A 12959-nucleotide genomic window follows, 5' to 3' on the forward strand; every position below is an offset into this window, starting at 1 on the left:
ATGGAAAAAATTGTGGTGGGAATTGCCGAAGGAAAGACGGCTGCATGTGGTCAGGCGTTAGTCTCATATGCCTTAGGGTCTTGTGTCGGTGTATGCCTGTATGATGCGAAGCATAAAGTCGCGGCAATGGCCCATGTCATCCTGCCGGATAAGCATCAGTCGCTTCATCAGGAAAATGAATATAAGTTTGCGGTAGAAGGGACGCACAGGCTTGTGCAGGAAATCTGCCGTAAAGGAGCAGAGAAAAAACATCTGACTGCTAAAATCGCAGGGGGTGCCAAGATGTTCAGTACCGCTGAACAGAATTGGAATATCGGATATTGGAACGTAAAGAATGTGAAACGGGCACTGGAAGAGGAAGGAATCAGGCTTGTCGGGGAAGATACCGGGGGAAGCCATGGCAGAACGATTACGTTTTTGTCAGAGAATGGAACACTGGAGGTCAGAACGGTCAGACAGTCAGTCATTTATATATAGGACAGCATCAGGACTTCGATTGTGGACACATTAGATGGAGGGATAAGCATGGAAACGGAAAGTAAACAAATTGTAATGGCGGTAGATGACAGCCTGATGATCTGTCAGCAGATCCGGGCGGCTCTTGAGGATACGCCATTTTTCTTGTGTGAAGCACATACAGGAGAAGAAGCCCTGGAAAAGATTGAACGGTATCAGCCCGATCTGATTCTTTTGGATGTGGTCCTGCCTGATAAAGATGGTTTTCACCTCTTTCGAGATTTAAAGACGAGAGATCAGAACAATGCCTCCATCCTTTTTTTAACATCTAAAGATACAGATGATGATGTTGTGAAAGGTTTTGAAGTGGGGGCTTGTGATTACATAAAGAAGCCCTTTTCAAAGAGTGAACTGAAATCACGTGTGATCACACATCTGCAGTTAAAGAAGCAGAAGGACGAATTAAACCGGATGAATATGGAGTTAAAGTCTAATATGGACAGGCTCAATGAGCTTGCCTTCCGGGATGGGCTTACAGGATTATATAACCGCAGATATGTAGTAGGCGATTTGTTGGATGACATTAAGGAGATTCGGGTAGAGGAGAAAAAGAATGTTGTCATTCTGGCTGATATCGACGATTTTAAGCTGGTTAATGATACCTATGGACATGAAGCAGGAGATATGGCCCTGGTCTGTATAGCCAGTATTATGGAGGCTCACTGCAGGATGCACAGAGTGGTGCGCTGGGGCGGCGAAGAATTTCTGATCATTCTTTTTAATGTGACGGAAAAAGAGGCAATGGCAGTCAGTGAGTCGATTCGTAACGATGTGGAACAGTTCCGCATCACAAATAAAGCAGATGAGTTTTCCTGTACGCTGACGCTGGGACTTCATGTGTACGGTCAGCAGGAGGGGATTGAAGAGTGTATTGCATGTGCTGATAAAGCTTTATACTATGGGAAAAGACACGGAAAGAACCGCAGTGTATGGTTTGAGGACATAGAACAGACGGAGTGGGAAAATGGGATACTTTGATGCGGATGCACAGGAAATGTTGGAAGTGTATTTATTGGAGGCCAGGCAGCTGACAGGACAGTTGAATGAGACTCTTTTGAATGCAGAAAAGGAGAATGCTTTTTCGGAAAGTGAGATACACAGTATTTTCAGGGTGATGCATACTCTGAAAAGTTCATCCGCAATGATGGGATTAAAGGATCTTTCTTCGCTGGCACACAAGATGGAGGATCTGTTCTCTTATTTTAGAGAACAGGCCGGTGGGATTGAAGGTGTACAGCAGGAGATGTTCGATCTGCTCTATCGTTTTTTAGATTTTATAGAGGACGAGATGGAACGGATGTCAGATGAGGAATATCAACCTGGAAGCACGGAGTCCCTGCTTGATGAGGTTACAAAATATCTGAATGATGTTAGCAGGGAACCCGCGTCCGGTATTGCAGCAGCCTCACAGGAGGAACCACAGTGGGCCCCTTCTTCCGAGATGTTGAAAAGGCCAGGAACTATAGTCCGGGTGAGGTTCGCGGAGGGATGCAGGATGGAGCATCTTCGCGCTTTTATGCTAATACGCCAGGTGAAGGGCATGTGTACAGATTTGGAGTCGTATCCCGAGGATTTGGAACATGCTCAGGACCAAGCGGAAGAGATTGGGAAGCATGGAATTTATATCCGGTTTGAGAGTGAACAAAAAGAAGCTGTCCTGACAGCTTTGAGCCAGGGATTATTTGTGGAAAGCTGTGAGGTCATGCAGGATAAGGCTGCCCAAAAGGAGAGCAGTCCGTGTGGGAAGCAAAAAGCCCCCAGACCGGCAGCGCCACAGGGAAATTCAGAGCTGGAATTTCTCAATGTGCGAAGCGACCGCTTAGATAAGCTGCAGAACCTCGCAAGGGAGATGATTATTCAGATCATGACTCTGGAGATTCAACTGGATGAGAACGGGATGAAGGACATCAAGGAAGGGGCTGCCCATCAAATTAATCGTTTGATCGGTGATGTGGAGCATACGGTCATGGAGATGCGTATGGTCCCACTTGAGCGAATTGTGCCGAAGCTACGTAGGATACTCAGGGACATCTGCCGCGATGAGAATAAAGAGGTCGATTTTGAGGTAAGCTGTGGAGATATTGAAGCAGACAAGAGTGTTGTGGAGTATGTTTCAGAGGCTCTGCTCCATCTGATTCGGAATGCAGTGGATCATGGGATAGAGTCACCCCAGGAGAGGGCAGCGGCTGGAAAGGCAAGAAAAGGGAAGATTAAATTCTCTGTAGAAAGCACTGTGGGGGAGGTCATGATTACCATTTCCGATGACGGTCAAGGTCTGGATAGTGATAAGATTTTGGCGAGGGCCCGGGATATGGGACTGCTGACTAAACCTCAGGAAGAATATACCAAATCAGAAATCCTGAACATGATTCTGCACCCTGGATTTACGACGAAGGAAGAAGTGACAGAGTATTCGGGCCGTGGTGTTGGTCTGGATGTGGTCAAGAATGTCTTGGAAAACGCCGGAGGAAATCTATATATCGATAGTGAGAAGGGGCGCGGGAGCACATTCACGTTAGTTGTCCCTTTGACTCTGGCGACTATGGAATGTGTCCGTTTCCGCGTGGAGGACTACCGTTTTTCGCTGCCCGCAAGATATGTACATCGGTTTTTGGAATATAGGGAGAATGATCCGGGAGTGCGTGAAATCAACGGGCGTACTTATATGCTGTTTGAGGGACGGATGGTGCCTCTCATCGATTTGCGAGAGTTTTTTCATATAGAGGGGACTACACCGGAGGATGCTACAATTATATATGCCAGAGGAACAGAAAAAGAAGGCTGTGTTCTAGTGGATGGTCTGTATGAACAGAAACGGATCGTGGTGAAACAACTCCCACCACTGTTCGGAGTTGATTTCAGACGGAAGACCGGAGTCAGTGGAATGAGCATCATGGGGACAGGAAGAATCTGCACAGCCCTGGATCTGGAAATTATGCTGCGCTTGTATGAAAGAGGAAATGTATGGGAATAGACAATGTTTATGATTTGCTTTGCGTGAAGGGCGCAGATAAGACGTTTGCCTTTGAATTCTCGGTGGTGAAAGAGTTATGTCCTGAAATGCAGATTTCAAAGATGCCATGTCTGCCTTCGTATTTTGCAGGCGTGTGTAATTATAAAGGCGAAATCGTACCGGTACTATCTCTGAAGGAAGAGGTCTACATCGAAAAAAGGAAGGTTGTCATTATCTTTGCGTATCAGGATTATCAGATTGGAATCCTATGTTATGGGGAGCCTTATATTTTGAATACACAATCCGTACAGGAGATTCAAAAGCCTGAGACAGAAGCAGATGGTATGTGGACAGAGAAAAAACTGATTCAGCATGACGGTGAGATCGTGACAGTTCTGGATATAGAAAAGATCATATTGAATCTGGCGGAATATTTCAAAGGGGAATATTTAAGAGGATAAGGGAAGGGCGCATGATAGGATGCGCCTTTTATCTTGATTCAAAGGGAATAGAGAAAGCTTGATAAGACATACTCTCAAATACTGCGAGAGGTATTTCACGAGTTCCATATTTGTGGTACAATCTATATAAAAGTTGTCCCGTGTATTACAACGTAAAAAGAATCAGATGGGACAGTATAGGAACAGGAAGGAAAGCTATGAACGAGGAACGAGTGCCAAAGTATTATCAGTTAAAAAAGGCGATTATCCGTAAGATTGAGATGGAGGAATACACACTGGATGGACCAATCCCGAGTGAACGAGAGTTAATGGAGCAGTACCAGGTCAGCCGTATCACAGTGCGGAAGGCGATAGATGAGCTGGTGGTAGAAGGATATCTTTATAAGGTCCAGGGGAAGGGGACTTATGTGAAGACAGATGAGAAGAGCAATGATCTGTTTTCTCTTGTGAGCTGTACCCAGGCGGTACGTAATATGGGAATGACACCTACAAAGCAGGTCATTGTTTCGGAGATTTTAACAGCGGATAAGAAAAGGGCAAAGGCACTGAATTTGACAGACACGGACCAAGTATTTCAGTTGGGACGTGTCCTGTATGCAAATGGAGAGCCGTTAAATTATACGTTGACTTATCTGCCGGTGAAACTGTTTCCGGGAATCGAGAAGCATCATTTTGCCGAGGAATCATTGTATCAGGTATTGGGAGAAGAATACCATGTGAATCTGACAAAGGCGAGAAGGACCGTAGAGGCGGTGCTTGTGGAGGATGAGATCGCGGAGTATCTGGATATTGAGCCGGGCATGCCGGTGATTCTGTTCGGCTGTACCACATATGGGGAAGTGAATGGACAGGAGATGCCGATTGAGAATTTTAAGTGCTATTACCGGACGGATAAATATAAGTTCTATATCGACCAGGTCGCCATGTAAGAAGCTAAGTATTGGAACAAGAAATATAAGAATGAAGAGAGAAGGATTTCAGATAGAACGCCTTCTCTCTTTTTTTGTAGAAAAATTTTATCTGGCAGATTTCACAAATTATAATCATAAAATATGTGAAAATAAACAAAAATGATTTTAATAATAATAAAAACTTGTGAAAGGTGTTGACTTTTTGAAAGATTGGATTATTATATAATTACAACTGGTTATGACGACATGACGACATAACATCAATGAGGGGAGGAAGTGAATGGAAGAAGAACGTGTACCAAAGTATTTTGCTCTCAAACGTGAACTGATTCAAAAAATCGAGGAAGAAGAGTTTGAGCCTGACGGTCCCATTCCGAGCGAACGGGAATTGATGGAACAGTATCAGGTCAGCCGGATTACGGTGAGAAGGGCAATCGACGAATTAGTTGCTGGCGGGTATCTATATAAGGTACAAGGCAAGGGGACCTACGTGAAGAGTGATGACTATAGTCAGAACCTGTTTGCAATTACGAGCTGTACCGACGATGTCATCCGGCTGGGAAGGAATCCCTCCAAGAAGGTAACAGCAAGCGAGATCGTTCCGGCAGATGCAAAGAGAGCCAGGCTTCTGAATACTGCGATAGGGGACGAGCTGTTTCGTCTGGAAAGGATCACCATGGCTGATGGAGAGCCGCTGAATTATACGATTACCTATCTGCCCCGCCGTCTGTTTCCGGGTATCGAGAGATATGATTTTAACACGCAGTCTCTTTATGATCTTCTTGCGGAGCAATATGGTGTCAAGTTCGCAAAGTCAAGAAGGACTATAGAAGCGGTCTTGGCGGAAGAGGAGATTTCAGAATATCTCGATATTGATGAACAAATGCCGGTAATTCTATTCGAAAGTACAACATACGGCGTTGTACAGGGCCGGGAGCTGCCGATTGAAAGCTTCAAATGTTACTATCGGACGGATCAATATAAATTCTATATTGAGCAGGTCAAATAAAAGCAAAAGCAAGAAAAAGGAGGAACATTATGAAAAGAAGCAGGAAAATTTTGAGTGTGTTGTTAGCAGCAGCTATGACAGTGGGATGTCTGACAGCCTGCGGCGGAGGCAAGGATGAGAAGAGCGCGGACTCAGGAAAGAAAACGGACGCAAAGATCGCAATCGTCTGTGACTCCGCAGGACAGAACGACAATGGTTACAACCAGACCGCAGTGGAAGGTGCCAAGAAGGCAGCGAAGGAGCTCGGGGTAGAGTATAAGGTTGTAGAGCCTACGAACGGAGTTCCGGCAGCACTTGAAGCACTGGCAGAGGACGGATATAACGTAATCTTCAATCTGGAGTATGACTTTGACGCTTTGATCAAGGGTGTAGGCGGATCACAGCCGATCGCAGAGATGTATCCAGATACTACTTTCGTATGTGTCAACGACAATCCGAACCAGGATGAGAACGGAAAGGTCATTCACGACAATGTCATCTGTGCATTGTTCGATGTTCACGAGGCATCCTACATCGCAGGAGCTCTGGGCGTACAGGTATTGGAAAATAAAGATGTCCTGTTTCCGGCTGAAAACTATAAGTTCACAGATCTGGATAAGGGCGGACGTGCTATCGGATTTGTAGGTGGAACGAATTCTAACGGAATTACAGTTTTCTCTGATGGATTTGTAGAAGGAATCAACAAAGCAGCAGAGGACCTCGGCGTGAACTATGATTACTATGCAAAATATGATGCCGGCTTCTCAGATCCTGCAACAGGAAGCACCATCGCAGGAACTTATTATAATCAGGGAGCAAACCTGGTATATGCAGTAGCTGGAAGCGTTGGAGATGGTGTTGCATCCAAAGCAAAAGAGGAAGGCAAACTTGCGATTCATGTGGACGCTGATAAAGATGATATGCAGCCGGGATATATCCTGACAAGTGTAATCAAGAACACATCTGTTCCTGTATTTGATATCACAAAGGCATATGTAGACGGTAAGATCAACGATATTGACAGACTGCAGACCTTCTCATTGGCATCAGGTGCTACAGACATTACAGACCTGACCCAGATTAAAAAAGCATTGGCAGATACCGATGAAGCAAAAGCAAAATGGGATGAAATCATGACATATATTGATGACCTGAAAGCAAAAATTGCAGATGGCTCCATTGAGGTAACAAATGCACAGGTTGGGGAAAAGCTTGACCCATCAACCTGCAAAAATGTAACAATCAAGTAGACTAATCAGAAACGAGGGTATACATATGAGCATGATAGAAGTGGTTGATCTGACGAAAAAGTTCGGTGATTTTACGGCGAATGACAAAATCAGCCTGAGCGTGGAAGAACAGGAGATCAAATGTATCGTCGGAGAGAACGGCGCCGGAAAATCGACACTTATGAATATGCTCTACGGCTTATTGCAGCCTACCAGTGGGAAAATCCTGATTCGTGGCAAAGAAGTCCAGATGAACAGCCCCATTGATGCAATAGCAAATGGGATCGGCATGGTGCACCAGCATTTTAAGCTGGTGCCCAGCCTTACCGTGTATGAGAATATTTTGCTTGGTGTCGAGATTAAGAAGGGAAAGAGTCCTTTTGTTGATGCAAAGACAGAGATAGAAAAAGTACAGAAGCTAATTGATGAATATCATTTTGAACTGAATCCTCTGGATAAGATCGAGGATATTTCCGTAGGTGGAAGACAGCGGGTGGAGATCCTCAAGATGCTTTACCGCAATGTAGACATCCTGATTCTGGATGAGCCTACGGCAGTGCTTACCCCGCAGGAAGTGGATGACCTGATGGTCAGTCTTAAGAACATGAAAAAGCAGGGGAAGACAATTATTGTAATCACGCACAAGCTGCGTGAGGTGATGGAACTAAGTGACAGCGTTACGGTCATCAAGCAGGGCAAGGTCATCGGTCATGTGAAGACAAAGGATACCAACGAGTCCGAGCTCGCCCAGATGATGGTCGGAAGAAATGTTGTATTGACCGTAAGTAATGAAAGAAAAGAACCAATTTCGGATGAAGTCATATATGAAGTAAAAAATCTGTGCACCATCAACGATTATGGAAAAGAAGTGGTATCGGATTTATCTTTTAAGGTACATAAGGGAGAAATCTTAGGCGTTGCAGGTGTAGAGGGAAACGGGCAGTCAGAGCTTGTGAAACTGATGACCGGTCTAATGGAATCAACAAAAGGAACCATTACATTTTTAGGGAAAGATATCACGAACCAATGGCCTGCACAACTCAGAAAGGAAGGGGTGGGCATCATCCCAGAGGACAGATATGCACAGGGCTTGTGTGGTGATATGAATATTTCAGAGAACTGTATCGCAGGCTATCACGGAAATGCGGATGTATGTAAGAGAGGGATTTTCGATCAGAAAGCAATCAAAGCTAAACGAGATCATTTTATTGAGGAGTTTGATATACGTATCGGTGATTTGAATGGAAATGTATCCAGTCTGTCAGGTGGAAATGCGCAGAAGATCATTGTGGCCAGGGAGCTTTCCGCAGGTCCAAAGCTTTTGATCGCATGTCAGCCGACACGAGGAGTCGATATTGGTTCTATCGAATTCATTCACAAACAGATTTTGAAGTTCCGTGATGAGGGGAATGCAGTCATCCTTGTATCCAGTGAACTTTCAGAGATCTTAAGCCTTTCAGATAACATGATTGTCATGTACAAGGGGAAAATTTCGGGACGTGTCAGCCAGAACGAGGTAACAACGGCAAGTATCGGACTTCTGATGGCCGGAATACAGCCTGAGAAAAAGGAGGCAGCTCATGAATAAAAAAGGGAATATCTTAAGAAATGTAATCAATTCTGTACTGCCGATTCTTCTGGCGTTCGTCATTGGAGGCATTGTCATTGCATGTATCGGTGAGAACCCGCTTGAGACATACTGGATTCTTTTAAAGAAGTCCTTCCTGACCTCGACCGGATTCATGAATACACTGCACTATGCATCTCCGCTGATTCTGACAGGTCTGGCAATTGCAGTGACCTTCAAAGCCAATCTGTATAACATGGGTGTGGAAGGCCAGATGCTGTTGGGAGGTTTCTTTGCAGGAATCGCAGGAGCTTATATTACAGGCATGAATCCGCTGGTACATAAGCTGATCTGCTTTGCAGTCGGTATTCTGTGCGGTATGGCATTTGCATTGATTCCGGCACTTTTGAAGGCGAAATGTAAGGTCAATGAGATGGTAGTGACTCTGATGCTGAACTATGCGATGGCAAAGGCACTGGAATTCCTGTCAACGGGAGTATTCCGTGATTTGAGTTCTGGTTATGTTGCGACACCGACCATCCAGGAGAGCGCCATGTTCTCCAGGTTCGGACGCTCCAGACTTACGATGTTCTTTGTGATTGCAATCATTGTTCTGATCATCATGTATATTGTAATGAAGAAATCTAAGCTGGGATATGAGCTGACAGCAATCGGCAAGAACCCGGAATTCGCAGAGGCTGCCGGCATGAATGTGGCAAAGAAGACGATTATTCTGATGCTGATCAGTGGTGCTCTGTCAGGAATCGCGGGTGCAGGTTATATGATGAGCGAACAGTTCAAGTATACCTTGAGCTTTTCCGGTACACCGGGACTTGGCTGGGATGGTATGCTGATCGCACTCCTGGGCGGACACTCTCCGGGAGGAATCCTGATCGCGGCAATCTTTTATGCAGCACTGAAAACAGGAAGTGACAATATCAACATGTATACAAGCGTTCCAAAAGAAATCGTAGCGTTGATCCAGGGATTGATCATCCTCTTCCTGGCAGTAAAATTCATCTCCGAGCGGACGAACTTTTCATTCCGTAAGAAGAGTGCAAAGAAAAGAGAGGGGGCTGCATAATGGAATTACTCAATAACATTCTGTACGATACTGTTTATCACAGTACGCCGATCATCCTCTGTGTTATAGGTGGTATGTTCGCATATAAAGCAAATGTGCTCAATATCGCGCTGGAGGGTATGATGCTCAACGGTGCATTCGTTGCAACACTGGTCATGTTCTTTACCGGGAGTCTGCCGTTGGCAATCCTGTTATCAATTGTGACTACCTTGATTTATGGTCTGGTCTTTTCGGTCATGGGTATTACCTACAAAGGAAATGTTATTGTCGTAGGTCTTGCTATCAACCTGATTGCGCCAGCTATTGCAGGCTTTGTTATGAAGATGATGGAGACGGCAAATATCAACCTGACCAATGTGAATATTGCGAATTTTAAGATCAATATTCCTTTCGTTAAGGACATACCGATTATCGGAAGTATTTTGAGCGGGCATCCGCCGATTACCTATCTGGCATTTATCGGAATCGCGGCATTCTCCGTGCTGATGTATAAGACAAAATTCGGTATCTATGTACGTGTAGTCGGAGAGAATGAAGACTCTGCAAAGAGTCTTGGTATCAAGACAAACTTTTATAAATATGCGGCAGTCCTGATTGGTGCGTTCTGCTGTGCACTTGCAGGAGTGAATCTCTCAGTAGAACGTCTGGGACTCTATACCAACGATATGACGGCAGGACGTGGATTTATTGCCATAGCTGCAATTTACTGTGGGCAGGGACGGCCGGTATTATCTTCTCTTTATGCGATTTTGTTCGGCGTGGCAAGAGCGCTGGCGGTGAACCTAAGTATCTATGCAGGACCGGCTGCCGGACTGTTTGACATTATCCCATATATCATCATGGTGACTGTGCTGGCTGTGGTATCCATCGTCAAGTACAAGAATGTGAAGGTACGTGGATTCAAGAACGAACTGTAGAATGTGGAAGAGAATGGAGGCGCGTTTATGGGAAAGACAGCACTGCTGATTGTGGATATGGTGAAGGATTTTACAGACCCTCAGGGGCTTGTGTTCTATCCCCAGAATCGGGAGATCCTTCCAAAGATTCGCAGGGTGTTAGATAAGTGCAGAGAGAAGGACGTGTTGATCGTGTTCCTTCAGCACTGCAACCGGAAAGGAAAATTTGACCGGAAGGCCGCCGCAATGCGTCCGAATTGCATCGAGGGCAGTGGAGGAGAAGAAATCGACCCGATGCTGCCGGTACTGGAATCGGATTATGTCATCAAGAAAAGACGCTACAGCGGTTTCTTCTCCACAGATCTGGATCTGGTGCTCCGCGAGCATGATGTGAAGAATGTCATTATCGTGGGAACAAAGACCAACTGCTGTATTAGGGCGACGGTGACGGATGCATTTTATTTGGATTATGAGGGATATGTCATCAGCGACTGTGTGGCGACGAACTCAGAGACGGTCAACCAGGTACACCTGGAGGATATCAATAAATATCTGGGACATGTGATTGATACAGAAACATTGTTCCAAATGCTGGATGAAGGGACGTTATGATCCCGGCAGGAAAGGAAACAAGTATGAAAGAGTATGACGTGATTACCAGTGGATATGTCAGCATGGACCATATCATCAAAATAGCCTCACCTGCGAAGATCGGTTTCACCTCTCTTGTCACGAATAAGAACAACAGCCAGATTCAGTACGGCGGCTGTTCTGTCAATATTGCCTATGCACTCAGCAGGCTTGGGAAGAAGTCTCTGCCTGTTCTTAGGGTAGGCGGTGACTATGAGGCGAACGGCTTTAAGAGATTCCTGGAAGATGGCAACGTTCCGCTTGATGGTATCGAGGTACTTGAGGACGAAATCACTTCTATCTGCTATCTTCTGCAGGACAATAACAACGATCATATTACGATTTTCTATCCAGGTGCTATGGATGGAAAATTTGCAGGGAAGATGGAGGACTCTCTGTTCGAAAAGGCCCGTCTCGGCGTGATAACAGTAGCGTCCAGACAAGATAATGAGGTGTTTTTCAGGCAATGTAAAAAATACAATGTTCCCGTTGTATTTGGAATGAAAGATGATTTCGATGCATTTCCAGAGGAGTTCTTGAAAGAACTTTTGACGGGGAGCAAGATTATTTTCACAAATGAGGTAGAGCGTGGGATTATTGAAGAGCTTTATGGATTTAAGGATATTACGGAGCTCTTTGAAATCGGAGAAGTAGACATCATCGTGACAACGATGGGGAAAGACGGGAGCATCTGTTATGAGCGCACAGACGATGGTGTGAAAATCGAAAAAATCGGTATCTGTCCGGTAGAGCAGGTAGTAGATGCAACCGGATCAGGAGATTCCTATATGGCAGGTTTCCTGTACGGTTACCTGAACAGGGAACCTTCAAAGGAATGCTGTGTGATGGGAAGTGTTTTGTCCTGGTTCGTACTTCAGAAAGAAGGATGCTGTACCAATCTTCCCACAGAGGAAGCGTTTTTAGAGAAATACCAACAGGTAAAAAAGGGAGGCCAGTCATGAGCACATTATATTTAGGAGCGGATCGATCTAATATATCAAAATATGTACTATTTTCCGGAGACCCGTGGAGAGTAGAAGTATTGAAGCAATATTTGGAGAATCCGCAGAAGGTAGCTTTTAAAAGAGAATTCAATACCTACACTGGAACCTACAAAGGGGTGGAAATCACCGTGACCAGCACCGGAATCGGGGCACCGTCCGCGGCCATTGCCATGGAAGAGATGTATGAATGCGGGATGGAGGTAGCTGTCCGCATGGGAACTGTCATGGCCCTGGAGGATGACATGCTTGGAAAGTTCATCATTCCGATCGCGGCGATGAGAAGAGAAGGCACAAGTGGTTCCTATGTTGACATGACCTACCCGGCAGTTGCAGATATCGATCTGGTCAATTGTATGAACCAGACCGTAGTAGATATGGGAGCAGAGTACAGAAATGGGCTGAACTGCACCATGGATGGATTCTACAGCAAAATGCACGATTCCCGATTCTCACTGGAATGGGGGAGAGATATGACACAGACGTTTGAAGAATTGAAGAAATTAAAAGTAATCGGAATCGATATGGAATCTGCATGTATGCTGACCGTGGGAAGACTTATGGGAGTGAAGACAAGTATCGTGACCATGACTACCGTATTAGAGAACCTGAAAGAAACTCTCCAGGGACAGGCAAGGACAGATGCAGAAGACCTGCTGTGCCGGGTGGCGCTCGAAGGAATCTACCGGTTCAGCCGTTCATAGGGGCAGGCCCTCTTGCACA

13 protein-coding genes are annotated in these 12959 nt (G+C 45.3%); all 13 read left to right on the forward strand.

Annotated elements, in window-relative coordinates:
- On the forward strand, positions 1-477 hold the full coding sequence (locus HGO97_RS00300; protein ID WP_216238294.1) for a chemotaxis protein CheD: 477 nt from the start codon (positions 1-3) through the stop codon (positions 475-477).
- A 48-nt stretch (positions 478-525) separates the two neighbouring features.
- Positions 526-1494 carry a GGDEF domain-containing response regulator gene (locus HGO97_RS00305; protein WP_216238296.1) on the forward strand — a complete coding sequence of 323 codons (969 nt, stop codon included), beginning with the start codon at positions 526-528 and terminating at the stop codon, positions 1492-1494.
- Entirely contained in the window at positions 1481-3490 is a 2010-nt protein-coding gene (locus tag HGO97_RS00310) for a chemotaxis protein CheA (protein ID WP_216238298.1), read from the forward strand. The genes HGO97_RS00305 and HGO97_RS00310 overlap by 14 nt, the downstream gene beginning before the upstream one ends.
- Positions 3481-3930: a chemotaxis protein CheW gene (locus HGO97_RS00315; RefSeq protein WP_216238300.1), complete on the forward strand. Its 450-nt coding sequence runs from the start codon at positions 3481-3483 to the stop codon at positions 3928-3930. Before HGO97_RS00310 ends, HGO97_RS00315 begins: the two co-directional genes overlap by 10 nt.
- A gap of 197 nt (positions 3931-4127) precedes the next feature.
- A complete protein-coding gene (locus HGO97_RS00320; protein ID WP_216238302.1) occupies positions 4128-4859 on the forward strand; it encodes a GntR family transcriptional regulator in 732 nt (243 codons plus the stop codon).
- A 262-nt stretch (positions 4860-5121) separates the two neighbouring features.
- Complete coding sequence (locus tag HGO97_RS00325) at positions 5122-5850, forward strand: GntR family transcriptional regulator (RefSeq protein ID WP_216238303.1); 729 nt, start codon at positions 5122-5124, stop codon at positions 5848-5850.
- Positions 5851-5879: 29 nt separating this feature from the next.
- Positions 5880-7079 carry a BMP family lipoprotein gene (locus HGO97_RS00330; RefSeq protein WP_216238304.1) on the forward strand — a complete coding sequence of 400 codons (1200 nt, stop codon included), beginning with the start codon at positions 5880-5882 and terminating at the stop codon, positions 7077-7079.
- A 25-nt stretch (positions 7080-7104) separates the two neighbouring features.
- Positions 7105-8646, forward strand: coding sequence for an ABC transporter ATP-binding protein (locus HGO97_RS00335; RefSeq protein WP_216238307.1), 1542 nt, complete (start codon positions 7105-7107; stop codon positions 8644-8646).
- Positions 8639-9709, forward strand: coding sequence for an ABC transporter permease (locus tag HGO97_RS00340; RefSeq protein WP_216238308.1), 1071 nt, complete (start codon positions 8639-8641; stop codon positions 9707-9709). The genes HGO97_RS00335 and HGO97_RS00340 overlap by 8 nt, the downstream gene beginning before the upstream one ends.
- Complete coding sequence (locus HGO97_RS00345) at positions 9709-10626, forward strand: ABC transporter permease (RefSeq protein ID WP_216238309.1); 918 nt, start codon at positions 9709-9711, stop codon at positions 10624-10626. Before HGO97_RS00340 ends, HGO97_RS00345 begins: the two co-directional genes overlap by 1 nt.
- A gap of 27 nt (positions 10627-10653) precedes the next feature.
- Positions 10654-11217 carry a cysteine hydrolase family protein gene (locus tag HGO97_RS00350; protein ID WP_216238311.1) on the forward strand — a complete coding sequence of 188 codons (564 nt, stop codon included), beginning with the start codon at positions 10654-10656 and terminating at the stop codon, positions 11215-11217.
- A 23-nt stretch (positions 11218-11240) separates the two neighbouring features.
- Positions 11241-12197: a carbohydrate kinase family protein gene (locus HGO97_RS00355; RefSeq protein ID WP_216238313.1), complete on the forward strand. Its 957-nt coding sequence runs from the start codon at positions 11241-11243 to the stop codon at positions 12195-12197.
- Positions 12194-12940, forward strand: coding sequence for a nucleoside phosphorylase (locus tag HGO97_RS00360; RefSeq protein ID WP_216238322.1), 747 nt, complete (start codon positions 12194-12196; stop codon positions 12938-12940). The genes HGO97_RS00355 and HGO97_RS00360 overlap by 4 nt, the downstream gene beginning before the upstream one ends.
- The last annotated feature ends 19 nt before the right edge of the window (positions 12941-12959 follow it).

The organism is Faecalicatena faecalis (assembly GCF_012524165.2).
Lineage (GTDB): Bacteria > Bacillota > Clostridia > Lachnospirales > Lachnospiraceae > Faecalicatena_A > Faecalicatena_A faecalis.